The organism is Pseudomonas saudimassiliensis (assembly GCF_000939975.1).
GTDB lineage: Bacteria > Pseudomonadota > Gammaproteobacteria > Pseudomonadales > Pseudomonadaceae > Halopseudomonas > Halopseudomonas saudimassiliensis.
Map to the genome: position 1 here is coordinate 1,644,491 of NZ_LK391969.1, position 25,118 is coordinate 1,669,608.

Consider the following 25,118-nt stretch of genomic DNA (forward strand, 5'->3'; position numbering starts at 1 on the left):
CGGTATGCTAAGGCCCCTTTTAAATGTCACGCGCCCCGTCGGGCGTTTCACAGATCTGCGGAGGACTAACGTCCATGAAAATCCTCGTCGCCGTAAAGCGCGTGGTTGACTACAACGTCAAGGTTCGCGTCAAGGCGGACAACAGCGGTGTCGACCTCGCCAACGTCAAGATGTCCATGAACCCCTTCTGCGAAATCGCCGTGGAAGAGGCCGTACGCCTGAAAGAGAAAGGCGTGGTTGACTACAACGTCAAGGTTCGCGTCAAGGCGGACAACAGCGGTGTCGACCTCGCCAACGTCAAGATGTCCATGAACCCCTTCTGCGAAATCGCCGTGGAAGAGGCCGTACGCCTGAAAGAGAAAGGCGTGGCCACTGAAATCGTCGCTGTCACTGTCGGCCCGACCGCCGCCCAGGAACAGCTGCGTACCGCTTTGGCACTGGGCGCCGACCGCGCCATCCTGGTCGAGTCCACCGACGAGCTGAACTCGCTGTCCATCGCCAAGCTGCTCAAGGCAGTGGTGGACAAGGAACAGCCCCAGCTGGTCATTCTCGGCAAGCAGGCCATCGACTCGGACAACAACCAGACCGGCCAGATGCTGGCTGCGCTCTCCGGCTACGCCCAGGGCACCTTCGCCTCCGCCGTCAATGTGGATGGCGAGCGCGTCAAGGTCACCCGCGAGATCGACGGCGGTCTGCAGACCGTTGACCTGAAGCTCCCGGCCATCGTCACCACCGACCTGCGCCTGAACGAGCCGCGCTACGCCTCCTTGCCGAACATCATGAAGGCCAAGAAGAAGCCGCTGGAGACTCTCAAGCCGGAAGAACTGGGCGTGAGCACTACCTCCACCCTGAGCACCGTCAAGGTCGAAGCCCCGGCTGCCCGCAGCGCTGGCATCAAGGTCAAGACTGTCGACGAGCTGGTCGACAAACTGAAGAATGAAGCCAAGGTGATCTGACATGACGATTCTGGTTATTGCTGAACACAACAACGCCGAACTGAATGCCGCCACCCTGAACACCGTGGCTGCTGCCGCTGCCATCGGTGGCGATATTGAGGTCCTGGTCGCTGGTGCCGGTTGTGGCGCCGTGGCTGAAGCCGCTGCCAAAGTGGCTGGTGTCTCCAAGGTCCTGCTGGCCGACAACGCCGCCTACGCCAACCAGCTGCCGGAGAACATCTCCCTGCTGATCGCCGAGCTGGGCAAGGGCTACAGCCACATCCTGGCCCCGGCCAGCACCAACGGCAAGAACTACCTGCCGCGCGTGGCGGCCCTGCTGGACGTCGACCAGATCTCCGAGATCATCGCCGTGGAAAGCGCCGACACCTTCAAGCGCCCGATCTACGCCGGTAACGCTATCGCCACCGTCAAGTCCGACGCCGCGATCAAGGTCATCACCGTGCGCAGCACCGGCTTTGACGCCGTGGCTGCCGAAGGTGGCAGTGCTGCGGTAGAAGCGGTTGCCTCCGCCCAGGACGCCGGCACCTCCGCCTTTGTGGGCGAAGAACTGGCCAAGTCCGACCGTCCCGAGCTGGCTGGTGCCAAGATCGTGGTCTCCGGTGGTCGCGGCATGCAGAACGGCGACAACTTCCAGCTGCTGTACGGCCTGGCCGACAAGCTGGGCGCTGCCGTAGGTGCCTCGCGCGCTGCAGTGGACGCAGGCTTTGTGCCCAACGACATGCAGGTCGGCCAGACCGGCAAGATCGTTGCTCCCCAGCTGTACATCGCGGTTGGTATCTCCGGTGCGATCCAGCACCTGGCAGGTATGAAGGATTCCAAGGTCATTGTTGCCATCAACAAGGACGAGGAAGCCCCGATCTTCCAGGTAGCGGATTATGGCCTGGTGGGTGACCTGTTTGAGCTGGTGCCGGAATTGGCCAGCAAGGTGTAAGAGCAGCTGTACATCGCGGTTGGTATCTCCGGTGCGATCCAGCACCTGGCAGGTATGAAGGATTCCAAGGTCATTGTTGCCATCAACAAGGACGAGGAAGCCCCGATCTTCCAGGTAGCGGATTATGGCCTGGTGGGTGACCTGTTTGAGCTGGTGCCGGAATTGGCCAGCAAGGTGTAAGAGCAGCTGAAAGCTGCTAGCTAAAAGCTGGAAGCTTGAAGCGAAAAACAAACCCCTGGCTCGAAAGAGTCGGGGGTTTTGTTTTTTAGAGGTAAGAGCCCGCAGCGCACCTGGCAACCCAAACCCCATCCCACCCCTCTGACCTGATCCTGGTCAATGCCCCCGCCCGCGCATGGGGATATCCTCCCCGCCCCTCTTGTCTTGTAAACAGGATCACCCATGCCCCAAGCACCCGAACTGCTGGCCCCGGCCGGCACCCTCAAGGCCATGCGCTACGCCTTTGCCTATGGCGCCGATGCGGTCTATGCCGGCCAGCCGCGCTATAGCCTGCGTGTGCGCGAAAACGATTTTCATAACCCGGCGGTGTTGGCCGAGGCGATTGCCGAAGCCCATGCGCTGGGCAAGAAGTTCTACCTGGCGAGCAATATCGCCGCGCATAACAGCAAGGTGGCGACTTACGTGCGCGACCTTGAGGAAATCATTGCCATGGGCCCCGACGCACTGATCATGTCCGACCCCGGGCTGATCATGCTGGTGCGCGAGCACTGGCCGCAGATGCCGGTGCACCTGTCGGTGCAGGCCAACGCCACCAATTGGGCCACCGTGAAATTCTGGCAGCAACAGGGCCTGGAGCGGGTGATCCTGTCCCGGGAGCTGTCGCTGGACGAGCTGGAGGACATTCGCCGTCACTGCCCGGACATGGAACTGGAGGTGTTCGTACACGGTGCGCTGTGCATTGCCTACTCGGGGCGCTGCCTGTTGTCCGGCTACTTCAACCACCGGGACGCCAACCAGGGCGCCTGTACCAATGCCTGCCGCTGGAAATACGACCTGCAGCCGGCCCAGGAAACCGCCGAGGGCAATGTCGAGCCGGTCGCCGCGCCCCAGGTGGTAGAACCGCAGCCGGTCTATCTGCTCAACCAGAGCGACAAGCCGGACGAGCAGATGGCCATCGAGGAAGATGAGCACGGCACCTACATCATGAACTCCAAGGACCTGCGCGCGGTGCAGCATGTGCAGCGGTTCGTCGATATGGGCATGCATTCCCTGAAGATCGAGGGCCGCACCAAGTCCCATTTCTACGTGGCGCGCACGGTGCAGACCTACCGCCGGGCAATCGATGACGCCGTGGCCGGCCGGCCCTTCGACCTGGGCTTGATGGATGATCTGGAAAGCCTGGCCAACCGGGGCTACACCGAAGGTTTCTACCGCCGCCACCCGCCGGGGGTCTACCAGAACTACGAACAGGGCAGCTCGCGGATGCTGCGCCATCAGTTTGTCGGCGAGGTGCTGGAAGACCTGGGCGACTGGTTGAGCATCGAGGTGAAGAATCGCTTCGCGGTGGGTGACCAGATGGAACTAATGACCCCGGCGGGCAATCATAGCTTCGCTTTGACTTCACTGCTGGACCGGCGCGGGGAATCGGCGGACGTGGCACCGGGCAACGGGCATATCGTGCGCATTCCCAAACCGCTCGGGCTGGACGTGAGCATGGGGCTGCTGCTGCGCTATCTACCGACTGCATAACGGCGCTCCCAAGAGGCTCGCGCTGGCGTTCCGATCATGGTTTACTTGCGCGCTCCACTGACCCCAACCTTCATCAGGAGCGCGTATCCATCATGGATTGGTTGCACGTTGTTGTCCTTGCCCTGCTCCAGGGCCTCACTGAATTTCTCCCAGTTTCCAGCTCTGCGCACCTGATTCTGGTACCGGCCCTCACCGGTTGGCCGGACCAGGGTCTGGCGTTCGACGTCGCTCTGCACTTCGGCAGCCTGTTCGCCGTGCTGCTGTACTTCCGCCGCGACCTGATTGCCATGACTGCCAGCTGGACCCGGTCGCTGGCCACCCGCCAGCCGGATGACGATGCCCGACTCGCCTGGGGCGTACTATTCGCCACCATTCCCGTGGGTCTGGCCGGCCTGCTGTTCAAGGACACCATCGAGGAATATCTTCGTTCCCCCTTTTACTTGGCAATCGGTCTGATCGTCTTCGGGTTGCTGCTGGGTTGGGCGGACTGGCGCTTCCGGGGCAACCGCACCGAAAGCCAGATGACCTGGAAGGATGTCCTGGTGATCGGCTGCGCCCAGGCCCTGGCACTGGTGCCCGGCACCTCGCGCGCCGGTATCACCATTACTGCGGCGCTGATGCTGGGGCTCAGCCGGGAAGCCGCCTCGCGCTTCTCCTTCCTGCTGTCGATCCCGGTGATCCTGTTGGCCTGCCTGCTCAAGACCAAGGACCTGGTTGAAGCCCAGGTACCGGTGGAGTGGGGCGCCATGGCGCTAGGCGTGCTGGTCGCTGCGGTCAGCGCCTTCCTCTGCATCCACTACTTCCTGGTCTTTATCAAGCGCATCGGCATGCAGCCCTTCGTCATCTACCGGATTCTGCTGGGGATTGCCTTGCTGGCGGTATTCTACTGACCTGGGCGTGTCGAGCGGCTGCTCGACACAGGAGCAGGGGCTGGGGCCCCTGTTTGCTGACAGGCCATGGACGAGCTGGTGCTCGTCCCCCCCAGGACAGCTACTACCTCAGAAGCTGACATCCAGCTTGGCCCACAGCGTGCGACCCGGCTCGTTGATGCGGGTCTCGGCGGGGAAGCCGAAACTGCCGTTACCGGCCAGGTTGAGATGCTCGGCATAGGCCTTGTCGAGCAGGTTATCCATTCCCACACTGCCCGTCACCTCGGTACTGAAGCGGTAGGCCGCATTGACCGACAGCACGCCGAACCCGGACGAATCGCCAAAGTCCCGGCTGGTGACGTTACCCTTGCCATCCGCCGTGCGGCTCTGCGCCGCGACCACCCGCCACAGGGCGCCCGCGCTCCAGTTGTCCCGCACATAGCCGAGATTGAAACGGGCATCCAGCGGCGGCATCTGCGGCAGGGCTTCACCGTCACTGCGATTGCGGCCCCAGGCCCAGGCCAGGCTGGCATCGGTTTTCCAGTTGGTGGTCAGGTCATAGGCCATGCCGACTTCCGCGCCCATGATGTGGGCGTCGATATTGTCGGCACTGCTGGCCATACCGCGGTAGTCGAACAGGATGAAGTCCTCCACCTCCCCGGCATAGGCCGAGACCCAGGCCTCCAGCCCGGGGCGCTGGTACTGCATGCCGATATCCAGCTGGGTGGTGCGCTCCGGCTCGATGTTAGCAAAGGCGTTGACCGCCCCGGGCGACTGGCTGGGCGAGAACAGCTCCCAGTAATCCGGGAAGCGCTGCACATGGCCGACACCCACATAGGCCGTGGCGGGCAGGCTGGACAGATCCTGTTCCAGGCGCAGGAAGGCACTGGGCAGGGTTTCCCGGCGCGTATCATCCGCGGTGGGGTTGGGCATGGCGTGCCCGCCCCCGTGCATGCCGCCGCTGACGCTGGTACGGGCGTCCTCCACATGGTGCTGATCCAGCCGCGCGCCGCCAATCAGCCGCTGATCATCCTGCCGCGACCAGGTCAACTCGGAGAACAGGCCGATCTGGCTGAAGCTGGCATCCTTGGCCCAGGGCTGGTGCTGGTAGGTGTCGATGCCCATCCCGTTGCGCGTGCGATGGGTGTTGCGCTGGGCATCCGCGCCGGCCAGCAGCTCCAGATCAGCCCAGGCCCAAGTAGCTGCGAGGCGCGCCCCCAGGGTACGGCGGTCAACATTGGATGCCATCCCGCCGGCCATCATGCCGGTGGTCGGTGGCCGGCGCAGGCTGTAGTTGTCCATCACATGATCGGCGTAGTTATAGTACACCCGCGCATCCAGCTCCTGCAGCGCGCCGCCGTTGAACTGCTTCTCGAAACGCAGCCCCAGGCTTTCGCGCTCGAACTGCGAGCCGTCCATACCGCGCCCGGCATAGCGCGCCTCGCCGTCACCCACACCCACACTCAGCTCGAGCAGGGTGTCGTCATCGGGCGTCCAGCCCAGCGCCAGGTCGGTGTTCCACTTGTTCCAGCGTGAGGGCACCCGGTCGCCATTGCCGTCGCGGTAATCACCGGAGCGGGACCGGTTGCCGCTTAGGCGCAGGTAGCCCTCGCGGCTGCCGATGGCGCCATCCAGCTGCAGATCGCGACGGGTATTGCTGCCGCCGACCACGCTTGCATCCAGCCGGCTGCCCGGCTCGTCGAAGCTCTCCGGCAGACGATCGAACAGCACGGTGCCAGCCGAGGCCCCGGGTCCCCAAGCGACCGATTGCGGCCCCTTGATGACTGTCAGTTGATCGAAGTTCTGCGGCGCGATATAGGACGACGGCGCATCCATCCGCGACGGACAGGCGCCGAGCATTTCGCCGCCGTTGGTCAATAGCTTGAGCCGCGAGCCGAACATGCCGCGCAGTACCGGATCACTGTTGCTGCCGCCACCGCGCACAGCGGAAAACCCCGGGATGGTCTTCAGGTAGTCGGCGCCGTCACTGGCCGGGATCGGCTGGCGAGCCTCCTTGGGGTTGGTAATGATGGTCAAGGGGGAGTCCTGCTGTACCGCGGTGATGACCCGCGGCGGCAGGGTCAATTGCGCCGGGTGGGCATGGTGATGATGGGGCTCGGCAGCCAGGGCGCCCCCGGCACACAGGGCCAGCAGGGTCGCATGGGCGATGCGCCAGTTCACCTGGGCAGCTCGCAGGGTAAATATCCGGGGCAGGCGCGCGCAGGCCTGCCGGTCACTCATAGGTCGGGACATGGCAATTTCCACTTCAGTAGTCGATAGCGCCGTACCGCAGTACAGCAACGTAGATCAGCTGGGGAAATACCGGGGCGGGGCGCGGGCCTGGTTGGTGCTGGGTCGAGGATCCTCCCGCCAGGGCGCGTCAGGCAGGGGAGCGAATCGCGCCGGACCGTGGCGCGGCAGAACAAGGTCAAGGGACAGGTTCAGCGGCGGGTTGAGGGTCAGCAGGTCGCAGTAACCGCAGAGCGCCAACGCCGCGAGCCAGGCGGGTTCGTCGGTGGACAGCATCCCATGGTGAGGCTGAGCGGAGGCGTCAGTAGCGCCTTGCCCATGCTGCAGGTGCGCCTCGGGTTGCGCTGGCAGGCGCTCCATCTGCCACGCCGAATACAATGGTCCGGCATGGATCATCAGCATGGCGAACAGGCCAAGCCAGATGCTCATTGTCGATAGCCGTTTATGCACCCGCAGCAGATTCCTTGATGGAAGGTAGCACCGAGGCGGCGCCCCAGTCGGACTATCGCAGTGTAGGCGAAGATCGGGCCCGGCTCCTTGGCACAGATCAATTCCGGCGCCTGGGTATCGGTGGTTCCCTTGATCCTGGTCAACCCGGCGGCGTGCCACCCCTTATACAGTAGCCACGGGCCATTATAACGACATTACCTGCCATCCAATGCGATCCCTTATCGACCTATTCCGCCAGCGCCTCAGCTCGCTGCTCCCCGCCGACCTGCACCCCACTGAGCGTCTGAAACTGCTGACGCCCTTTCGTCATCCCCTGCTGATCAGCCGCCACCGGGCCGGGCTCATCGTTGACCGGGTGCGCCTGTTCGCCTTGCTGTTCGCCCTGCTCACCCCGCTGTGGGGCATCGTCGATATGCTCGCCTTCCCGTTCCCGCTGTGGTGCCAATTGCTGGCATTGCGGTTGCTGGTATGCGCGGCCTTCCTCAGCCTGTTGCTGTTCTACCGGGAACATGGGCGCATGGCAGACGCCTACTGGGCCATGTTCATCCTGTTCATCATTCCCACTTCCTTTTACATCGGCTCGCACATCCTGCTGGCCCACTACCAGCTGGAAGACCTGCCCGCGGCTGTTGCCGCCGGCTACGCCTTCCTGCCCTTCGTGCTGATGGCCGGCCTGGCGCTGTTCCCCCTGACCCTGCTGGAGAACCTGCTGGTGGCCGTGGTGCTGCTGCTCGCGCAGGGCATTGCCGGCTACCTGAACTGGTCGACCCTGAACTGGCCGTCCTATGTCGGCGCCTTCTGGCTGTTGATCCTGATCGCCGGGGTGACCAGTCTGGCCTGCATGAGCCAGCTGGCCTTCATGTTCGCCCTGCTGCACCAGGCCATCCGCGACGACCTGACCGGGATTTTCAGCCGCGGCAGCGGCCAGGAGATCCTCCACATGCAGTGGCACACCAGCCAGCGCAACAACAGCGCCCTGTCACTGGCATTCATCGACCTGGATCACTTCAAGGAGATCAACGACCGGTTCGGTCATTCCCGCGGCGACCAGGCCCTGCGCAGCGCCAGCCAGCAGATCCAGAGTTGCATGCGCAGCTCTGACAGCCTGGTGCGCTGGGGTGGCGAGGAGTTCCTGCTGATCATGCCCGATACCGACATGACCCGCGCCCGCCAGGCGCTGGAACGCCTGTGTCGCAACGGCTTCGGCAGTCGCCCGGACGGCACGCCGCTGACGGCCAGCATCGGCGTAGCGGAGCGCTACTATGACCGCATCGACCAGCCCCAGGCGCTGCTGGAGCAGGCCGATCAGCGTATGTATCGGGCCAAGGCCGCCGGGCGCAACCGCATCTGCGCGCTGTGAGCGTAGCGGCTAGTCCGCGTGCTGCAGGTCCTCCACCAGCACCTTGAGAAAGCGCGCTGCCTCCCCACCGGTAACCGCGCGGTGGTCCACCGTCAGGGACAGCGGCAGGATCGGATGCACCGTCGGCTGGCCCTGGTGTGCCACTACCTGCTCACGGATCACTCCAGCACCGATGATGGCTACCTGAGGTGGCATCACCACCGGACTGGCGTACCGGCCGAACAGGGTGCCGTAGTTGGACAGGGTGATGGTCGCGCCCATCAGCTCCCGCGGCGGAATCGACCGGTTCAGCACGTCCGCACGCAGGCGCGCCAGCCCCGCCCGCAGGTCTTCGGCGTCCCGGTTGCCCACATCCCGCAGCACCGGGACGAAAAGCCCATCCGGGGTATCCACCGCCACGCCCAGGTCCACCTGCTGGTGCCGCGTCAGGCTGAGGCGGGCGCCATCAAAGGCGACGTTGAGCGCCGGTTCGGCCTGGCAGGCCCGGGCAATGGCGCGTGCCAGCCGCACCAGGGGGTCACGGGCACCGGTCGCCCAGCGATGCAGGTCGGCATCCTCGACGATGGTGACCGGCACCACTTCGCTGTGGGCGCGGGCCATGTTCTTTGCCATGGTGCGGCGGACGCTGCGCAGCTGCTCTCCGGTGGCGGCCTGGGTGTCCGCCGCCTGCACGTCCGCCACGGTGATCAGGCCACCGGGGCCGCTGCCCTGGAGCTGGTCGACATCCACGCCGAGGCGCCCGGCCAGCTTGCGCGCAGCCGGCATCACCGCCCGGGCCTGGGCTGACCGACTGGAGGGCGCGGCGCCGATGATAAAATCATCCGCCGCCAGATCACTGACGCCGCTTGCCTGTCCCAGATCCCCGACCACGGTGCCGCTGTCCTCGCCCGCGCCCTCGAATTCCACTAGCGGCTCGCCCACATGCAACTGGTCACCCGGCGCGCCGAAGCAGCGACTGATCACCCCCGCCCGCGGCGAGGGCACCTCGACGATGGCCTTGGCGGTTTCCACCGAGACCAGCAGCTGGTCCACCGCCACCTCCTCCCCGGCCTTGACGTGCCATTCGACGATCTCCGCTTCCTGCAGCCCCTCCCCCAGATCCGGTAACTTGAACTGTTTCATTGCTCGTCCCCCCGCATGACGTGATGGGCGGCCTGGCAGATGCTGTCCACGTCCGGCAGATAGGCCATTTCCTGCCGGGCATAGGGAATGACGCAGTCGAACCCGGTCACCCGCTGCACCGGCGCCTGCAACTGGTAGAACAGCTGCTCCTGCACCAGCGCGGCAATCTCCGCGCCCGGGCCGTAGCTGCGCGCCGCCTCGTGCACGATGACGCAGCGCCCGGTCTTGCCGACCGAGGCGAGGATGGTGGCGCTGTCCAGCGGCTTGAGCGTGGCAACGTCGATGACCTCGCAATCGATGCCCTCCTCGGCCAGCCGGCCAGCGGCTTCCAGGGTTTCCTTCAGGGCGGCGCCCCAGCTGACCAGGGTCAGATCTCGCCCTTCGCGCAGGGTGAAGCAGGTATCCAGGGGCAGCAGTTGCCCGTCGTCCTCGACCTCTTGCAGCACCGACCGGTACAAGCGCGACGGTTCAAGGAAGATCACCGGGTCCGGATCGGCGATCGCCGCCAGCAGCAGGCCGTAGGCCCGCCGTGGGGAGGACGGGATGACCACCCGCAGACCGGGCACATGGGCCAGCAGCGCTTCGGTGCTTTCACCGTGGTGCTCGGGGGCGTGGATGCCGCCGCCGTGTGGCGTGCGCATCACCATGGGGCAGCTCAGGCGGCCGCGGGTACGGCTGCGCAAGCGGCTGGCATGGGAGATCAGGTGTTCCATGCCCGCGTAGATGAACCCCATGAACTGGATTTCCGCCACCGGTTTCAGGCCCTGGGCCGCCATGCCCACCGCGATGCCGGTGATCAGCGTCTCCGCCAGCGGCGTATCCATGACCCGGCGGAAGCCGAAGCGCTCGTGCAATCCGACCGTGGCGCGGAACACGCCACCATTGGGGCCGACATCCTCGCCGAGCACCACCACGTCCGGGTCGTCGGCCATGGCCCGGTGCAGCGCCAGGTTGATGGCTTCCACCATGCAGATGGCTTTGCGTTCAGTCATGGCTGACCCCTCCCCGGGCGGCGGCCCGGATCAGCAGCTCTTCCCGTTGCTGGTGGTAGGCCGCGGGCAGCTCGGCAAACAGATAATCGAAGGCTGCCCCGGGGTCCGCCGCCGCCAGGGTGCGGAACGCGTCCACCGCGGCACTGATCTCTTCGCTGAGCTCCTGTTGCAGCCGCTGTTCGCGGGTCTCGTCCCACAGGCCCTGGCGGTGCAGGAAGCGTTGCAGCCGACCGATGGGTTCGTGCTTCCAGGCCTCGCTCAACTCCTCGGCCTTGCGGTAGCGGCTGGCATCATCCGAGGTGGTGTGATCACCCAGGCGATAGGTCACGCATTCAACCAGGGTAGGCCCCTTGCCGGCCCGGGCCCGCTCGATGGCCGCGCCGAGCCGGTCGTACACCGCCAGCACATCATTGCCGTCCACCTGTTCCCCGGGAATACCGGCGGCCAGGGCCTTGTGGGCCAGGGTGGGCGCGGCGGACTGCAGGCTGCGCGGCACCGAGATGGCCCACTGGTTGTTGTTCACCACGAACACCACGGGCAGCTGCCAGACCCCGGCCAGGTTGATGCTCTCCAGGAAGTCGCCCTTGCTGGTGGCGCCATCGCCACAGGTGGTGACGGCCACCCGCGGCTGCTGGCGGATGCGAAAGGCGGAGGCAACCCCGCAGGCGTGGCAGGCCTGGGTAGCGATGGGCACGCAGATGGGAAAATCTTCCGCCGCCCCGGGCGCGGTCCAGGCGCTGCCGCGCTCGTCGCCGCCCCAGTACAGCAGGATGTCCTGCATGGCGACCCCACGCTGCAGCTGCACGGCGGTGTCGCGGTAATAGGGAATCAGCACGTCGTCCACGGTCATGGCCCGGCCCAGAGCGGTGCCGATGGCTTCCTGGCCGAGCGTCGAGGCATAGGTGCCGAGCTGGCCGGTACGCTGCAGGGCGACACACTTCTGGTCGAAGGCGCGCACCAGGGACATCTGCCGGTAGAAATCGGTCAGCAACTGCGGATCATCGACCCAGCCGGGTAGCGCCGCCAGCGGCTGGCCCTGGTTATCCAGGTAACGGGTGTAGGGAATCTGCACGGACAAGGGCATGGCTATCCTCCTGACATGGGGGACGCCGACTTGTGATCAGTCGTCCCGGGCGCCGCCCGGGTAGGGCAGCGGTCGCAGCGCAGGCGCGCTTGTCAGGCAGTATAGGTCAGCTTTACGGGGCGGCACGGCGACTCAGGAGCGCGGCGGTTCATCGCTCCGAGGCCGAGCCGTCAAGCCCGCAGCGTTGCGCCGCACATGGCGGGCGCCTTCGAACATCAGCACCGCCACGGCCAGCCAGATGGGGATGTAGGTCAGCCACTCATGGCGGGCAATGCTTTCCCCCAGCAGCAAGGCCACCAACACCAACAGCACCGGCTCGACATAACCGAGCAGGCCGAACAGGGTGAAGGTCAGCAGCCGGCTGGCCATGATATAGGCCACCAGCGCCGCCGCGCTGATCACCCCGAGCAGTCCCACCAGCGGGTAGAGCCGCGGTGAATCTGCGAATTGGGTCATTGCCACGCCGCCGTTCCAGGCGAACCAGCCGGCCACCGGCAGCAGAAACAGCATGTCGAACCAGAACCCACCCAGATGATCGGTGCCCCGAACCCGTCGCAGGATGAAATACAGCGGGTAGCCCACCGCCACCGCCAGGGTCTCCCAGGCGATGGTGCCGGCCTGGATCAGCGCATTACCGACGCCGACCGCCGCGCAGAGGATGGCCAGTTGCTGCAGCCGCGACGGCTGCTCGCGGTAGATCAGGAACCCCGCCAGCACCATGGACAGCGGCAGCAGGAAGTAGCCCAGCGATACCTCCAGGGCGCGCCCGTTGAGCGGCGCCCACATGAACAGCCACAGTTGCAGGCCGACCAGCGCCGCGCTGAGCAGCTGCACCAGCAGCAACACCGGTCGCCGCCGCAGGCGCCCCGCCAGCTCCCGGGCCAGCGGCCAGTAGCCGGCCCACAGCATGAACAGGGTCACAAAGGGAAAGGTCAGCAGCATGCGCCAGCCGAAGATCTGCTCGCCGTCCAGCGGTGCCAGCAAGGTGGAGAAATAATACAGCCCGCCGAACAGCACCGACGCCAGTACCGACAGGATTACCCCGATAGACATGCCACCTCCCGGCAACCATTTAATCGAACCACCGCGCCAGCCCGCGGGCGAACACAATGCACGGCGGAGAATGGATTGTCGATCCCCGCTGCTGCTGGCATGCTGGCGGGCCTGCTCCTTGCCGCGAGATCGCCATGGCCGCCCCTGCCCTGCCCACGGTAGGTATCACCACCGATGCACCAGCTCCCGCCCTGACCCACCGGCTGGAACAACTGGTTGTACTGGTAGCGGTATCCCCGCTGGCAGCCTGCCTGGGCGAGATCGATGGACTCATTCTGCTGCCGGATGCCGACGACCACAACGGGGCAGCGGCCAGGGCCCTGACCGCAGCGCACCCCGGCTTGCCGGAGGTAGCCGCTGCCGAGCTGACCGATACCGCCAGGCTCGCGCACTTTCTCATGCGCATCGAGGCCCATGCCGCCTGGCGCGCGCTGCGGATGGCCAGCCTGACGCAGGGAGCGCTGGTGGACTTCCACTCCCGCTACAAGTACCAGTTGATGGCCTGCTCGCCCGCGGCCTATCGCGCCCTGGGGCAGCGGCTGGGCCAGCGCACCGGGCAGTCCGACGCAGCCTTTGCCCAGGGGTATTTCGTGGACCTGATGGCGGCCCTGCGCAATCCGCCCACCCCCGGCTTGCACTGCAATGTGCTGATGCACCTGGGCGGCTACTTCCGCCGCCACCTGGACGCGACCGAGCGACAAGCGCTGGAACGCTGCATCCTGGCCTATCGCGATGGCGCCGTGTCCCTCACAGAGCCGCTGGCGCGGCTGCGCCAGTACCTGGAAGAGTACCCCAACCCCTATCTGTCCCGGCAGGTCTATCTTCAGCCTTACCTCGAGCGGGTCTCGGACTGACCGGCCATTTCACGGAATATCCCCCATGCAATTGATCTGGTTTCGTAACGACCTGCGGGTGCACGACAACACCGCATTGACCGCCGCGCTGGAACAGGGCCCGACCCTGGCCGTCTTTCTGCTGAGCCCCAGCCAATGGCAGGCCCACGACGACGCCCCGGCAAAGATCGACTTTCGCCTGCGCAACCTGCACGCCCTGGCGGCCGAGCTGGAACAGCTGAAGGTACCGCTGCTGGTTCGCACCGCCGACCCCTGGGCCTGCGCCGCTGAGGTGCTGGCCGAGCTCTGTGTGCAATACCGCGTGACCTGCGTGCACGCCAACGAAGAGTACGGGGTGGACGAAGCCGCCCGGGATGCGCTGGTGGCCAACCGGCTCGCCGCCGGCAATATCGGGTTTCGTGACTACTGTGATCAGTTGCTGTTTCGTCCCGGTACCCTGTTGACGCGCTCGGGCGGCTATTTCAAGGTGTTCAGCCAATTCCGCAAGGCTTGCCTGGATCGGCTGCGGCTGGCCCCGCCCCCTTGCCTGCCGCCACCGACACCGCAGGCCCCCCTGGGCATCCAGGCGGACGCCGTACCGGCCAGCGTGCCCGGTTTCAGCGTGCCAGATGAAAGCCTGCGCAGCCTGTGGCCGGCCGGCGAACAGGCGGCGCGGCAGCGCCTGCAACAATTTGCCGAGGACCATCTGCCGGACTATGCCCAGCAGCGCGACCTGCCCGCCGAGCCGGGCACCAGTCAGCTGTCGCCGTACCTCACCACCGGCGTGCTGTCCCCGCGGCAATGCCTGCAGGCCGCGCTGATGGTCAACCAGGGCGAGCTCGATAGTGGCAACACTGGCGTCACCACCTGGATCAACGAGCTGCTGTGGCGCGAATTCTACAAGCACATCCTGGTCGGCTATCCGCGAGTATCCAAACACCGGGCGTTTCGCCCCCATACCGAGGCCGTGCCCTGGCGCAACGCCCCGGAGGAACTGGCCGCCTGGCAGCAGGGGCGCACCGGCTTTCCGCTCATCGATGCGGCCATGCGGCAAATGCTGGCCACCGGCTGGATGCACAACCGCCTGCGCATGGTGGTGGCCATGTTCCTGACCAAGAACCTGCTGATCGATTGGCGGGAGGGGGAGCGGTATTTCATGCGTCATCTGATCGATGGCGACCTGGCGGCCAACAATGGCGGCTGGCAATGGAGCGCGTCCACCGGCACCGACGCGGTACCCTGGTTTCGCCTGTTCAATCCGGTCACCCAGTCCCAGCGCTTCGATCCGCAGGGGCGCTTTATCAAGCAGTGGTTGCCGGAGCTGCGTGAACTGGACCGGCGCGACATCCATGATCCATCACCCATATCCCGCGCCATGTGCGGCTACCCGGCACCGCTGGTGGGCCTGGCGGACAGCCGAGCGCGGGCCTTGGCGGCCTTCAAGAATCTGCCACCGGCGGTATCTGAGTTGGGATAAGGGAGGGGGTGGCGCGACGGGGAGCCGGATGGGCTCCCCGTCGCGCCGAACTGCTTAGAGGATGTTCAACGGGAAGTCGACAAAGACGCGGATCTCATTGCCGTCAGCGTTATAGGCACTGGCGTTGTTGGACACACGCAGCGCGGAACTACGCAGGCGCACGCTCAGGTCCTTGGCCGGACCGTTCTGGACCACGTACTTGAACTGGTTGAAGAACTCACGCTCGGTACCATCGCCACGGCCAGTGCCGTCATCGATATCCGTACCGCGGACGTAGGCCACATGGTAGCTCAGGCCAGGTACACCGTATTGAGTGAAGTCCAGACCGTAGGCAGCCTGCCAGGAACGCTCATCCTTGGCATTGAAGTCGGACCAGTAGGAGTTGGCCAGCCAGATGGTGGTGCCGCCGTCACCTACGAAGTCTTCACTTTGATAGAAGCCATAGTTATAGCCCACGTCGCCGCTGCTGCGCTGGTGCGCCAGGGTGAAGGCGTGGGGGCCGGTGGCGTAAGTGGCCGCCAGGCTCCAGATGGTGTTCTTGCCTTCTTCCGGATCGAACTCACGCTCCTGCTTGGTGCGGTAACCGTTGAAATCCAGGGTCAGCGAGTCGCCGCTATTTAGCGGGCGAACATAGTTCAGGTTCACATATTTGCGCTTGAGAACATCTTCCACATCGGACGCATAGAGCGCACCGCGGATGTTGTCATTGAACTGGTAGCTACCACCCAAGACATCGATGGATTTCAGCTCACCACTGTCACGGCCTTCATCGCTCTTGCGATGCTGGGCAGTGAAACGCCCCGCGTGCACGACCAGACCGTCGATCTCCTCGGAGGTGATCATGGTACCGGTGAAAGCTTCCGGCAGCAGGCGGCTATCGTCGTGGCTGAGCACCGGCAGTACCGGACGCTGGTCACCGTAGGCTACTACCGTTTTGGAGAAGCGCGCCTTGACTGCAGCACCGGCATGAGCCATGTCGCGCTCCACATCACCGTTGTTATCGATCATGAAGAAGTCGATGCCGGGCTGACCCGCCCGTTCTGGGCTGCTATCGAGGCGCAATCCGTACATGCCGAAAGCATCCACGCCAAAACCGACAGTGCCCTGAGTGAAGCCGGACTTATAGGTCAATACTGCACCTTGGCCCCATTCGGACCTGTCTGGAGCATTGTTCTTGTAATCACGGCTGATATACGCATTGCGCAAAAACAGATCGAGACTGCTGTCTTCAACAAAGCCGGCGGAATCTGCCTGGCTTGCAGCCAGCGCAGGGGCGGAAGTCATCAGAGCCAATGCGATGGCGCTAAGTTTATATTTAGTCATTTGGATGCCATGGATGCTGTTGTATTTAGTGTTGGACCCCATCACCGGCTGTTGACAGACGTAACGGGATGGTCACGCATTATCCATATTCTGAAACATTTGCCTAGCGCGACGAAGGGCCACATCCACCGGGCTCTGGAGTATCCAGGTCCTGCTCTGTACGCCGTTGTCAGTGCGCGGGCGGCAACATCGGCAACCAATAGGCCAGGGCGACCAGCGTGGCCAACAACACCGGCGGGGTAATCAGCAGGCCGATCTTCATATATTGACCCCAGCCGATCCGATAGCCCTTGCCAGCCAGCACATGCAGCCAGAGCAAGGTCGCCAGGCTGCCGATCGGGGTGAACTTCGGCCCCAGGTCATTGCCGATGACGTTGGCATAGATCATCAACTCCCGGGTGGCCGCCGGTACCTGGGCCTGGTCGATGGCCAGCGCACCCACCAGCGTGGACGGCAGGTTGTTCATGACCGAGGCCACCACGGCAGCCAGAAAGCCGGTGCCGACCGTGGCGGTAAGCTCGCCCTGCCGCGCCAGCCATTCGAGTGCCCGGGCGCCATAGGCCGTCAGCCCGGCGTTGCCCAGTCCGTAGACCACCAGATACATGCCGATCGAGAACAGTACTATCTGCCAGGGAGCGCCACGCAGCGCCGTTGACACCGCCACCACTGCGCCCTGCCCCAGGCGCCACCAGCGACCAGCAATAGCCATCAGCAGCACCGCCGCGGTGCCGGTTATGAATGCAATGGGTATACCCAGCGGCGCAGTCACGAAATAGGCCACCAACAGCAGCGCCAGTAGCGGAAAGGCGGCGCGAAATACCAGCGGGTCCCGGATGGCTGAACGGGGCGGGTCGAGTTCGGCCACGGAATAGCGCCGCGGGATCCGCCGGCCGAAGGCGAGCCACAGCACCAGCAACGTGGCCGCTAGCGACACCAGGTTGACCGGCACCATGACCGCGGCATAGCGGTCGAAGCCGATATCGAAGTAGTTGGCGCTGACGATATTGACTAGGTTGGAAATGACCAGCGGCAAACTGGTGGTGTCCGCGACGAAGCCAGTGGCGATGATGAAAGCCAGGGCCGCGGGCGGGGAGAAATTCAGCCGCAGCAGGATAGCCACCACGATGGGTGTGAGCAGCAGGGCTGCGCCATCGTTGGCGAACAGCGCCGCCATCACCGCCCCCAGCACGACCACCAACGGGAACAGCAGGTGACCGCGGCCGTTGCCCCAACGTGCGACATGCAACGCCGCCCAGGTGAAAAACCCCGCTTCATCCAGAATCAGCGAAATGATGATGAGCGCCACAAAGGTAAAGGTGGCATCCCAGACGATGTCCCACACTACCCCCAGGTCCGCCCAGTTCACCACGCCCGCCAGCAGCGCCACCGCTGCCCCACCCAGGGCACTCCAGCCGATCCCCAGCCCCCTGGGTTGCCATATCACCAGTACCAGGGTGACGACGAAGATTGCCAATGCCAGCATGAATTGCCCTTGGATGGTGTCAGTGGGTACTTTGGTTGACGCGCCGCGACAGCGCTTCGGCGCTTTCGACCCGTTCCGAATAACGGTCGGTGAGGTAACTGGAGCGCCCGCGGGTCAGCCAGGTGAATTTCACCAGTTCCTCGCAGACGTCCACAATGCGCATGTAGAGTGGCGACGGCCGCATGCGACCTGCCTCGTCGAACTCCGCGAACGCCTTGGGTACGGAAGACTGGTTGGGGATGGTGATCATGCGCATCCAGCGCCCGAGGATGCGCATCTGGTTGACCGCGTTGAAGCTCTGGCTGCCGCCGGACACTTCCATGACCGCCAGCGTCTTGCCCTGGGTGGGGCGAACACCGCCCAATGCCAAGGGGATCCAGTCGATCTGCGTCTTCATCACGCCGGTCATGGCGCCATGGCGCTCGGGGCTGACCCAGACCATCCCTTCCGACCACTCGGCCAGCTCCCGCAATTCCTGCACCTTGGGGTGGTCCGCTGCGGCATCGTCCGGCAGCGGCAAACCCGAGGGACAGAAGGTACGCACCTCGCAACCGTACCAGCGCAGCAATCGTCCTGCCTCCTCCGACGCCAGACGCGAGAAGGACCGCTCGCGTAGCGATCCGTAGAGAATCAGGATCCGCGGCGGGTGCTGCGGAGCATCCGGGCCGACCAGTGCTGCGGTGTCAATCGGATGGAGCTTATCGGGATCGATATTGGGCAGATCATCCAGGTCGGTGGTCATTGCCCGCTTCCTTTGTATTCCACCTGTTCACCATCTTCCTTGATGAATACCGCTACCGGATCAGGCAGCAGATCCAGCACCAGCTCCGATGGCCGGCACAAGCGAGCGCCTTTATCGGTTACCACAATGGGACGGTTGATCAGGATGGGGTGGGCAAGCATGGCGTCAATCAGTTGTTCATCGCTCAGGGCCGGATTATCGAGTTTCAGCTCGTCATAGGGTGTGCCCTTGCGGCGCAACAATGCCCGCGGACTCAACGCCATCAAGGCGAGCAACTCGACCAAGCGCTCCCGGCTCGGCGGACAGGCCAGATAATCGATCACGTCCGGCGTCTCGCCGGAAGCCTTGATCATGGCCAAGGTGTTGCGTGATGTGCCGCAGGCAGGGTTATGGTAGATCAATGGCGTCATGGGCTCTTCTCTGTTGTGGCATTACCGAGCAAGGCATCGAACGGATCACAGGCATCCGGCCGGCCGGCACAGCAATCGCGCGCCAGGAACCGGACGACCCCATTCAGATGGGCCAGGTCCGCCCGGTAGATGATTGAACGCCCCTGGCGACGGGACGTGACCCACCCTGCCCGCAACAATACCGCCAGATGCGCCGACATGGTGTTATGTGGCACCGCCAATTGGCGTGCGATCTCACCGGCCGGCAAACCTTCCGGCTCATGGCGCACCAGCAACCGAAAGGCGTCGAGACGGGTTTCCTGGGAGAGGGCCGCAAAACTGCTCAGGGCATCAATCGTTTCCATGCGTCCAAACATATGGACATATTAATTACCTGTCAATATGCGAAGCCTGATTCGTCAATGAAGCCCGTGCAGGCATCCGGAGCTGCAATCCTGTTCACACATCCCGTAGCAAATTGCCTGGGTTACGCCCCTTCCAATCGACCCACGGTCATGTCAGTTTCCCAGATCTCATCCATACTCAAGCGACGGGAATATCAAGCTCCCCCTTCGCTTTAGAGAGGTTCTGCTGCATGTGGTACAACGGTTTACTCGATCCCTCCGGCTGGCAGTTGCTGGCGATCATCCTGGTTTTGACCCATATCACCATCGTCAGTGTGACGGTCTACCTGCACCGTTATTCGGCGCACCGCTCGCTGGAGCTGCATCCGGCACTGAAACACTTCTTCCGCTTCTGGCTGTGGCTGACTACCAGCATGAATACCCGGGAATGGACGGCCATCCATCGCAAGCACCACGCCAAGTGCGAGACCCCCGACGACCCCCACAGCCCGGTGCAGAAGGGCCTTTCCACCGTGCTGCGCAAGGGTGCGGAGCTCTACATGGAAGAGGCCAAGAACGAGGAGACCCTGCGCATCTATGGCAAGAATTGCCCGGATGACTGGATCGAGCGCAACCTGTACGGACGCTATCGCAACGCCGGTATCGTCATCATGCTGCTGGTCGACCTGGCGCTGTTCGGCGTGCTCGGCCTGACCGTCTGGGCAATCCAGATGATGTGGATTCCGCTGATGGCCGCCGGGGTTGTCAACGGCCTGGGCCACGCGGTGGGCTACCGCAACTTCGAGTGCAAGGACGCGGCCACCAACATCCTGCCCTGGGGCATCCTGATTGGCGGCGAAGAGCTGCACAATAACCACCACACCTATCCCAACTCCGCCAAGCTGTCGGTGAAGAAGTGGGAGTTCGACATGGGCTGGCTGTGGATCCGCCTGTTCAGCGCATTGGGCCTGGCCACGGTGCGGCGCACCGCGCCGATCGCCCATCGCATCGAGGGCAAGCAGACCCTGGACATGGACACCGCCATGGCGATCCTCAACAACCGGTTCCAGATCATGGCCCAGTACCGCAAGCAGGTCATCAAGCCCCTGGTGCAGCAGGAGATGCACCGGGTGGACGCCTCGGTACGCCATCTGTTCCGCCGGGCCAAACGCCTGCTCGGGCGTGAGCCCAGCCTGCTGGAGCCGCAGCAGGAGGCCAGGATCCAGACCATCCTCGAACAGAGCCAGGCGCTGCGCATCACCTATGAGAAACGGCTGGCGCTGCAGCAGATCTGGACCCGTACCAGCAGCAACGGCCACGAGATGCTGCAGGCGCTGAGCGACTGGTGCACCCAGGCCGAAGCCACCGGCATCAAGGCGCTGCGAGACTTTGCCGCGCAGCTGCGCACCTACTCGTTGCAGCCAACCACACCCGCCTGACCTCCCCTCCTTTTCATCGGCGTCCCCACGGGCGCCGATGAAAAGGGCCGTCTCGCTAGCCAGCGCAGGGGCTTGCACTATACTCCTAGAGCACGTTCCGTTATCCCGACCGGGATCGGGACACCCTGTATCAACCCGAGCTCAGGATTCCGCTCGCCCAACGAAGAGGAACCCCCTGCGATGGCTACTGCCGATCACCGCACCTATCTATACGCACCCCACCCCCTGCACGCCATACTCCTCGCCAGCCCCGTCCCCCTGTTTCTCGGTGCCCTGCTGAGCGACTGGGCCTACAGTTCGAGTTACCAGATCCAGTGGAACAATTTCGCCTCCTGGCTCATCGCCGGCGCGCTGGTTTTCACCGGTCTGGCCATTCTCTGCGGGCTCATCAGTCTGCTGCGGTTCGGTCGTCGGCGCGCTGCGGTCATTTCCCTGCTGTTGCTGGTGGTCACCTGGATCCTGGGCTTCATCAACGCGCTGATCCATGCCAAGGATGCCTGGGCCAGCATGCCCGGCGGTCTGGTGCTGTCGGTGGTGGTATTTGTGTTGATTTGCGTCGCGACATGGTTCGGCCTGATGCGTGAGCGCGTAGGAGGTGGCGTATGAAATTCTCCCCAGTCCTGCCGGCTCTGTCGGCCTGTGCTATCGCCGTGCTGTTGAGCGCCTGCGGCGGTGAAGGTGACCAGGAGCAGACCTACGGCACCGTTGACCAGCTCCCCGAGGCGCAGCGCGGATTGCTGCCGAAGATGACCATTGCCGAACCCGCACTCTGGGGCGATGAGGTGCCGAGCGTACCCGAGGGGTACACCGTCACCGCCATCGCCACCGATCTGAAGATTCCCCGGCAGACCCTGGTATTGCCCAACGGCGATATCCTGGTGGCCGAAGGCCGGGGCGGCAACGCGCCGGCCCTGAAACCCAAGGACGTGATCGCCGGTTATATCAAGTCCAAGGGCACCACCTCGGTCGAGAGCGGCAACCGCCTGTCCCTGCTGCGAGACCCCGAGGGCGACGGTACCTACGAACACATGATCTTTGCCGAGGACCTCAACGCCCCCTACGGCCTGGCCCTGGTAGACGGCAATCTGTACGTGGCCAACCAGGACGCCCTGGTGCGCTTCGACTACGAGGAAGGCCAGACCCAGGCCAGCGGGCCGCCGGAGAAGATTACCGACCTGCCCTCGGCGATCAACCACCACTGGACCAAGGCACTGGCCGCCAGTGAGGACGGGCGCTTCCTGTATGTGGGCATCGGCTCGAACAGCAACATCACCGAGCGCGGCAAGGACATGGAGGTCAACCGGGCGGAAGTCTGGCAGATCGATGCCCAGACCGGCATGCACAAGCCCTATGCCACCGGCCTGCGCAACCCCACCGCGCTAGCCATGCAACCGGGCACGGATGTGCTCTGGGCGGTGGTGAACGAGCGTGACGAACTGGGTCCCGATCTGGTACCGGACTATCTCACCTCGGTACAGGAAGGCGGCTTCTATGGCTGGCCCTACAGCTACTGGGGCCAGAACGTTGACCCCCGCGTCAAACCCGAAGACCCGGAAAAGGTCGCCTCAGCTATCGTGCCGGACTATGCCCTCGGCTCACACGTGGCGGCGCTGGGCCTGGATTTCTCCAGCCCGGCGATGGGCGCAGAGTTTGCCGACGGGGTCTTCATTGGCGAGCATGGCAGCTGGAACCGCAAGAACCCGGTGGGCTACAAGGTGATCTTCGTGCCCTTCACGGATGGCCGGCCATCAGGCCAGCCGGTGGACTTCGTCTACAACTTCCGCACCGGTACCGGCGAGACGCGTGGCCGCCCGGTCGGGGTGACCGTGGACCCACGAGGCGCCCTGATCGTCGCCGACGATCTGGCCAACGTCATCTGGCGCGTGACACCCACGCCCTGACGAACGGGGCGGTACGCCCCTTTCGTGTGGGTCGCTTTCACTACGGGCAGGGTTTATCCTTGGCGTTCCGTTATGGCTCTATAGGTAGCAATGGATGCGTTCCTATCTGCTGGGGATTGCCCTGCTGCTGGGCAGTCCCACACTGCTCGGCTCCACCATCTACAAATACACCGACGCCAATGGCGTCGTGACCTATACCGATCAGCGCGTGCAGGGGGCCCAGGTCTTCCTGTTCCGTGATCGCATGGTCGAGAACAACGATCGCCAGGTGTATGTCACCACCCGCAAGCATGCCGGTGGCGATACCCTGGTGGTCAACAATGATCTCTATGTGCCGGTTGAAGTCGAGCTGAGCATCACCTCCGCGGAACACGTTCTGGGCGCGCCATCGGCGCCGGTGCGCTGGGTGCTGCCGCCCCGGGGCAACATCCGGCTGCTGACTCTGGCACCGGCGGGCACCGGCACCCCGCGTTACCAGCATAAACTGCGCTACGCCCTCGGTGATCCCCGCGCCAGTCATAGCCCCCAGGCCTATCCCCTGCCCTGGCACGGTGGACCCTTTCGCATGACCCAGGGCCCGGGTGGGCGCTATAGCCACAGCGGACCCAAGGGCCGCTATGCCGTAGACATCGCCATGCCGGTGGGTACGCCCATCGTCGCCGCCCGCGGTGGCCTGGTGGTCAAGACCGAGAACCACCAGAGCGGTCGCGGTACCAACCCGGCCGGCAACTTCGTGCGGTTGCTGCATGATGACGGCACCATGGGGGTCTACCTGCATCTGAAACAGGGGTCGGTGAAAGTACAGGAAGGTCAGCGAGTGCGGTCCGGGGATCTGCTGGCGCTGTCCGGCAATACGGGCAACAGTACCGGGCCGCACCTCCACTTCGTGGTGCAGAAGAACGTCGGCCTGAATACGGTCTCCATCCCCTTCGAGTTTGCCCAACCGGTGGACAGCCTGCCGAACTTTGCGGTGGGCGGGGAACGGTAACCGGCGCCCTTCAAACTCCAATACCCAGCCAACAAAAAACCCGCCGAAGCGGGTTTCTTGTCAGTCAGGCCGATCTTATTTGATCTTGCCTTCCTTATACATCACGTGCTTGCGTACAACCGGATCGAATTTCTTGATTTCGATCTTGTCGGGAGTAGTACGCTTGTTCTTGTCGGTAGTGTAGAAGTGACCAGTACCGGCAGAGGAGATCAGACGAATCAATTCACGCATGGTGCTGCTCCTTTAGACTTTAATGCCGCGGCCGCGAATGTCGGCAAGAACGGTATCAATACCGCGCTTGTCGATGATACGCATGCCCTTGGCGGAAGTGCGCAGACGGACAAAACGCTTTTCGGATTCTACCCAGAAACGATGGTACTGCAGGTTAGGCAGAAAACGACGCTTGGTTTTGTTGTTAGCGTGGGAAACATTGTTCCCAGTCACCGGGCCTTTGCCGGTCACTTGACATACTCGAGACATGGTTAACCCTCTCCAACCACTTGCCCAACCCGAACTGGTTGGAAGTCATAAAAAGAATCTGTTGTCCAGCCGGGGCAACGGTCACGCTTCACTGTAAGGTACTGATCTACAGGTGCAGCCCCGAGAAGAGCGGAGCTTTATATCAAAATACACCACCCCAGGCAATGATTTTTCGTGCACAGCCCCTATAAAAGCCCGCGTTCGGCAAAGGACACCGGATCGCCGTCGCCGACCACCAGATGGTCAAGCACGCGGATGTCCACCAGCGCCAGCGACTCCTTCAAGCGCCGGGTGAGTTGCAGGTCGGCCTGGCTCGGTTCAGCCACACCCGACGGGTGGTTGTGGGTCAGGATCAGCGCCGCGGCATTGTGCGACAGGGCCCGCTTGATCACTTCACGGGGATAAACGCTGGCGCTGTCCAGCGTGCCGCGGAACAATTCCTCGAAGGCGATGACCCGGTGCTGGTTGTCGAGATACAGGCAGGCAAAGACCTCGTGGGGCAAGGCCATCAGCTTGCTGCGCAGGTAATTGCGCACGGCCCCCGGGGACGTCAGTGCATCGCCGCGCTTGAGGTCCTCGAACAGATGCCGGCGCCCCATCTCGATTACCGCCTGCAATTGGGCGAACTTGGCCGGCCCCAGGCCGGGGTGGCTGCAGAAGTCGGTCTGGTCGGCCTGCAGCAGCGCACGCAGGCTACCAAAGCCGTGCAGCAGATCCCGCGCCAGGTCCACGGCGCTGCGCCCCGGCAGGCCGGTACGCAGAAAAATTGCCAGCAATTCGGCATCGGACAGGGCATGGGCGCCCTGCAGCAAGAGTTTTTCCCGCGGGCGTTCGGCCGCTGGCCAGTCGGTGATGGGCATGGCAGTGCTCCTTGCATTCAGGCTGGCACGTACTTCCCTTTTCGTGCGGATAAAAAAGCCGAGTATAGGCCCGCCGCCCGGGCGG

At 63.9% G+C, this 25,118-nt stretch carries 25 protein-coding genes and 1 pseudogene; 12 read left to right on the top strand and 14 right to left on the bottom strand.

Annotation, left to right across the window (positions count from 1 at the left end; all coding sequences use genetic code 11):
* Positions 1-176 precede the first annotated feature (176 nt).
* The 5 genes and pseudogenes from VG99_RS07570 (at position 177) to VG99_RS07585 (ending at position 4,484) form a co-directional block, all read left to right on the top strand.
* Positions 177-956 carry an electron transfer flavoprotein subunit beta/FixA family protein gene (locus tag VG99_RS07570; protein ID WP_044501518.1) on the top strand — a complete coding sequence of 260 codons (780 nt, stop codon included), beginning with the start codon at positions 177-179 and terminating at the stop codon, positions 954-956.
* Position 957: 1 nt separating this feature from the next.
* Positions 958-1,887, top strand: a complete 930-nt coding sequence (locus VG99_RS07575) for an electron transfer flavoprotein subunit alpha/FixB family protein (protein WP_044499178.1) — start codon at positions 958-960, stop codon at positions 1,885-1,887.
* Positions 1,888-1,890: 3 nt separating this feature from the next.
* A pseudogene (locus VG99_RS15935) lies at positions 1,891-2,067 on the top strand (electron transfer flavoprotein subunit alpha/FixB family protein); the annotation flags it as partial.
* Positions 2,068-2,286: 219 nt separating this feature from the next.
* Entirely contained in the window at positions 2,287-3,594 is a 1,308-nt protein-coding gene (gene trhP / locus VG99_RS07580; protein ID WP_044499179.1) for a prephenate-dependent tRNA uridine(34) hydroxylase TrhP, read from the top strand.
* A 92-nt stretch (positions 3,595-3,686) separates the two neighbouring features.
* Positions 3,687-4,484 carry an undecaprenyl-diphosphate phosphatase gene (locus VG99_RS07585; RefSeq protein ID WP_044499180.1) on the top strand — a complete coding sequence of 266 codons (798 nt, stop codon included), beginning with the start codon at positions 3,687-3,689 and terminating at the stop codon, positions 4,482-4,484.
* Between the two features lie 108 nt (positions 4,485-4,592).
* On the opposite strand, the gene VG99_RS07590 is transcribed toward VG99_RS07585, so the two are convergent.
* Both VG99_RS07590 and VG99_RS07595 read right to left on the bottom strand, forming a co-directional pair.
* Complete coding sequence (locus tag VG99_RS07590; protein WP_044499181.1) at positions 4,593-6,716, bottom strand: TonB-dependent copper receptor; 2,124 nt, start codon at positions 6,714-6,716, stop codon at positions 4,593-4,595.
* 54 nt (positions 6,717-6,770) lie between these two features.
* Entirely contained in the window at positions 6,771-7,142 is a 372-nt protein-coding gene (locus VG99_RS07595) for a DUF2946 domain-containing protein (protein ID WP_044499182.1), read from the bottom strand.
* Positions 7,143-7,371: 229 nt separating this feature from the next.
* On the opposite strand from VG99_RS07595, the gene VG99_RS07600 reads away from it, so the two are divergent.
* The gene (locus VG99_RS07600) at positions 7,372-8,523 is read left to right on the top strand and encodes a GGDEF domain-containing protein (RefSeq protein ID WP_044499183.1); all 1,152 of its coding nucleotides are present in this window, start codon (positions 7,372-7,374) and stop codon (positions 8,521-8,523) included.
* Positions 8,524-8,532: 9 nt separating this feature from the next.
* On the opposite strand, the gene VG99_RS07605 is transcribed toward VG99_RS07600, so the two are convergent.
* The 4 genes from VG99_RS07605 to rarD all read right to left on the bottom strand — a co-directional run bounded on the left by VG99_RS07605 (position 8,533) and on the right by rarD (position 12,774).
* Positions 8,533-9,645 carry a dihydrolipoamide acetyltransferase family protein gene (locus tag VG99_RS07605; RefSeq protein ID WP_044499185.1) on the bottom strand — a complete coding sequence of 371 codons (1,113 nt, stop codon included), beginning with the start codon at positions 9,643-9,645 and terminating at the stop codon, positions 8,533-8,535.
* Positions 9,642-10,637 carry an alpha-ketoacid dehydrogenase subunit beta gene (locus VG99_RS07610; protein ID WP_044499186.1) on the bottom strand — a complete coding sequence of 332 codons (996 nt, stop codon included), beginning with the start codon at positions 10,635-10,637 and terminating at the stop codon, positions 9,642-9,644. Before VG99_RS07610 ends, VG99_RS07605 begins: the two co-directional genes overlap by 4 nt.
* Positions 10,630-11,721, bottom strand: a complete 1,092-nt coding sequence (gene pdhA / locus VG99_RS07615) for a pyruvate dehydrogenase (acetyl-transferring) E1 component subunit alpha (protein WP_044499187.1) — start codon at positions 11,719-11,721, stop codon at positions 10,630-10,632. The genes VG99_RS07610 and pdhA overlap by 8 nt, the downstream gene beginning before the upstream one ends.
* Positions 11,722-11,853: 132 nt before the next feature.
* The gene (rarD, locus tag VG99_RS07620; protein WP_044499188.1) at positions 11,854-12,774 is read right to left on the bottom strand and encodes an EamA family transporter RarD; all 921 of its coding nucleotides are present in this window, start codon (positions 12,772-12,774) and stop codon (positions 11,854-11,856) included.
* Between the two features lie 134 nt (positions 12,775-12,908).
* On the opposite strand from rarD, the gene VG99_RS15500 reads away from it, so the two are divergent.
* Both VG99_RS15500 and phrB read left to right on the top strand, forming a co-directional pair.
* Positions 12,909-13,628 (top strand): YbgA family protein, encoded by a 720-nt coding sequence (locus VG99_RS15500; protein ID WP_052508735.1) that lies wholly within the window; start codon positions 12,909-12,911, stop codon positions 13,626-13,628.
* 25 nt (positions 13,629-13,653) lie between these two features.
* A complete protein-coding gene (gene phrB / locus VG99_RS07630) occupies positions 13,654-15,084 on the top strand; it encodes a deoxyribodipyrimidine photo-lyase (protein WP_044499189.1) in 1,431 nt (476 codons plus the stop codon).
* A 54-nt stretch (positions 15,085-15,138) separates the two neighbouring features.
* On the opposite strand, the gene VG99_RS07635 is transcribed toward phrB, so the two are convergent.
* The 5 genes from VG99_RS07635 to VG99_RS07655 all read right to left on the bottom strand — a co-directional run bounded on the left by VG99_RS07635 (position 15,139) and on the right by VG99_RS07655 (position 19,386).
* Positions 15,139-16,407 carry an OprD family porin gene (locus VG99_RS07635; RefSeq protein WP_044499190.1) on the bottom strand — a complete coding sequence of 423 codons (1,269 nt, stop codon included), beginning with the start codon at positions 16,405-16,407 and terminating at the stop codon, positions 15,139-15,141.
* A 169-nt stretch (positions 16,408-16,576) separates the two neighbouring features.
* Entirely contained in the window at positions 16,577-17,890 is a 1,314-nt protein-coding gene (locus tag VG99_RS07640) for an arsenic transporter (RefSeq protein WP_044499191.1), read from the bottom strand.
* Between the two features lie 19 nt (positions 17,891-17,909).
* The gene (arsH, locus tag VG99_RS07645; RefSeq protein ID WP_044499192.1) at positions 17,910-18,632 is read right to left on the bottom strand and encodes an arsenical resistance protein ArsH; all 723 of its coding nucleotides are present in this window, start codon (positions 18,630-18,632) and stop codon (positions 17,910-17,912) included.
* Positions 18,629-19,042: an arsenate reductase (glutaredoxin) gene (gene arsC / locus VG99_RS07650; protein WP_044499193.1), complete on the bottom strand. Its 414-nt coding sequence runs from the start codon at positions 19,040-19,042 to the stop codon at positions 18,629-18,631. Before arsC ends, arsH begins: the two co-directional genes overlap by 4 nt.
* A complete protein-coding gene (locus tag VG99_RS07655) occupies positions 19,039-19,386 on the bottom strand; it encodes an ArsR/SmtB family transcription factor (protein WP_044499195.1) in 348 nt (115 codons plus the stop codon). Before VG99_RS07655 ends, arsC begins: the two co-directional genes overlap by 4 nt.
* Positions 19,387-19,616: 230 nt before the next feature.
* On the opposite strand from VG99_RS07655, the gene desA reads away from it, so the two are divergent.
* The 4 genes from desA (at position 19,617) to VG99_RS07675 (ending at position 23,693) form a co-directional block, all read left to right on the top strand.
* Positions 19,617-20,804 (top strand): delta-9 fatty acid desaturase DesA, encoded by a 1,188-nt coding sequence (gene desA, locus VG99_RS07660; RefSeq protein WP_044499196.1) that lies wholly within the window; start codon positions 19,617-19,619, stop codon positions 20,802-20,804.
* A 180-nt stretch (positions 20,805-20,984) separates the two neighbouring features.
* Positions 20,985-21,410, top strand: a complete 426-nt coding sequence (locus VG99_RS07665) for a DUF2231 domain-containing protein (protein WP_044499197.1) — start codon at positions 20,985-20,987, stop codon at positions 21,408-21,410.
* The gene (locus VG99_RS07670; protein ID WP_044499198.1) at positions 21,407-22,705 is read left to right on the top strand and encodes a PQQ-dependent sugar dehydrogenase; all 1,299 of its coding nucleotides are present in this window, start codon (positions 21,407-21,409) and stop codon (positions 22,703-22,705) included. Before VG99_RS07665 ends, VG99_RS07670 begins: the two co-directional genes overlap by 4 nt.
* A 94-nt stretch (positions 22,706-22,799) precedes the next feature.
* Positions 22,800-23,693 (top strand): peptidoglycan DD-metalloendopeptidase family protein, encoded by an 894-nt coding sequence (locus VG99_RS07675; RefSeq protein ID WP_044499199.1) that lies wholly within the window; start codon positions 22,800-22,802, stop codon positions 23,691-23,693.
* A gap of 75 nt (positions 23,694-23,768) precedes the next feature.
* On the opposite strand, the gene rpmG is transcribed toward VG99_RS07675, so the two are convergent.
* The 3 genes from rpmG to radC form a co-directional block, all read right to left on the bottom strand.
* The gene (gene rpmG, locus VG99_RS07680) at positions 23,769-23,924 is read right to left on the bottom strand and encodes a 50S ribosomal protein L33 (RefSeq protein ID WP_022960960.1); all 156 of its coding nucleotides are present in this window, start codon (positions 23,922-23,924) and stop codon (positions 23,769-23,771) included.
* 12 nt (positions 23,925-23,936) lie between these two features.
* Positions 23,937-24,173: a 50S ribosomal protein L28 gene (gene rpmB / locus VG99_RS07685; RefSeq protein ID WP_044499200.1), complete on the bottom strand. Its 237-nt coding sequence runs from the start codon at positions 24,171-24,173 to the stop codon at positions 23,937-23,939.
* A 185-nt stretch (positions 24,174-24,358) separates the two neighbouring features.
* Positions 24,359-25,033, bottom strand: a complete 675-nt coding sequence (gene radC / locus VG99_RS07690) for a RadC family protein (RefSeq protein WP_044499201.1) — start codon at positions 25,031-25,033, stop codon at positions 24,359-24,361.
* Positions 25,034-25,118 lie beyond the last annotated feature (85 nt).

Coding starts and splice junctions, on each gene's coding strand:
- VG99_RS15500 (WP_052508735.1), top strand. CDS start 12,909: ATGGCCGCCCCTGCCCTGCCCACGGTAGGTATCACCACCGATGCACCA.
- VG99_RS07590 (WP_044499181.1), bottom strand. CDS start 6,716: ATGTCCCGACCTATGAGTGACCGGCAGGCCTGCGCGCGCCTGCCCCGG.
- VG99_RS07665 (WP_044499197.1), top strand. CDS start 20,985: ATGGCTACTGCCGATCACCGCACCTATCTATACGCACCCCACCCCCTG.
- VG99_RS07635 (WP_044499190.1), bottom strand. CDS start 16,407: ATGACTAAATATAAACTTAGCGCCATCGCATTGGCTCTGATGACTTCC.
- VG99_RS07570 (WP_044501518.1), top strand. CDS start 177: ATGAACCCCTTCTGCGAAATCGCCGTGGAAGAGGCCGTACGCCTGAAA.
- VG99_RS07600 (WP_044499183.1), top strand. CDS start 7,372: ATGCGATCCCTTATCGACCTATTCCGCCAGCGCCTCAGCTCGCTGCTC.
- VG99_RS07575 (WP_044499178.1), top strand. CDS start 958: ATGACGATTCTGGTTATTGCTGAACACAACAACGCCGAACTGAATGCC.
- radC (WP_044499201.1), bottom strand. CDS start 25,033: ATGCCCATCACCGACTGGCCAGCGGCCGAACGCCCGCGGGAAAAACTC.
- rpmB (WP_044499200.1), bottom strand. CDS start 24,173: ATGTCTCGAGTATGTCAAGTGACCGGCAAAGGCCCGGTGACTGGGAAC.
- VG99_RS07585 (WP_044499180.1), top strand. CDS start 3,687: ATGGATTGGTTGCACGTTGTTGTCCTTGCCCTGCTCCAGGGCCTCACT.
- VG99_RS07640 (WP_044499191.1), bottom strand. CDS start 17,890: ATGCTGGCATTGGCAATCTTCGTCGTCACCCTGGTACTGGTGATATGG.
- rarD (WP_044499188.1), bottom strand. CDS start 12,774: ATGTCTATCGGGGTAATCCTGTCGGTACTGGCGTCGGTGCTGTTCGGC.
- VG99_RS07610 (WP_044499186.1), bottom strand. CDS start 10,637: ATGACTGAACGCAAAGCCATCTGCATGGTGGAAGCCATCAACCTGGCG.
- phrB (WP_044499189.1), top strand. CDS start 13,654: ATGCAATTGATCTGGTTTCGTAACGACCTGCGGGTGCACGACAACACC.
- VG99_RS07675 (WP_044499199.1), top strand. CDS start 22,800: ATGCGTTCCTATCTGCTGGGGATTGCCCTGCTGCTGGGCAGTCCCACA.
- arsH (WP_044499192.1), bottom strand. CDS start 18,632: ATGACCACCGACCTGGATGATCTGCCCAATATCGATCCCGATAAGCTC.
- trhP (WP_044499179.1), top strand. CDS start 2,287: ATGCCCCAAGCACCCGAACTGCTGGCCCCGGCCGGCACCCTCAAGGCC.
- desA (WP_044499196.1), top strand. CDS start 19,617: ATGTGGTACAACGGTTTACTCGATCCCTCCGGCTGGCAGTTGCTGGCG.
- VG99_RS07605 (WP_044499185.1), bottom strand. CDS start 9,645: ATGAAACAGTTCAAGTTACCGGATCTGGGGGAGGGGCTGCAGGAAGCG.
- pdhA (WP_044499187.1), bottom strand. CDS start 11,721: ATGCCCTTGTCCGTGCAGATTCCCTACACCCGTTACCTGGATAACCAG.
- arsC (WP_044499193.1), bottom strand. CDS start 19,042: ATGACGCCATTGATCTACCATAACCCTGCCTGCGGCACATCACGCAAC.
- rpmG (WP_022960960.1), bottom strand. CDS start 23,924: ATGCGTGAATTGATTCGTCTGATCTCCTCTGCCGGTACTGGTCACTTC.
- VG99_RS07670 (WP_044499198.1), top strand. CDS start 21,407: ATGAAATTCTCCCCAGTCCTGCCGGCTCTGTCGGCCTGTGCTATCGCC.
- VG99_RS07595 (WP_044499182.1), bottom strand. CDS start 7,142: ATGAGCATCTGGCTTGGCCTGTTCGCCATGCTGATGATCCATGCCGGA.
- VG99_RS07655 (WP_044499195.1), bottom strand. CDS start 19,386: ATGGAAACGATTGATGCCCTGAGCAGTTTTGCGGCCCTCTCCCAGGAA.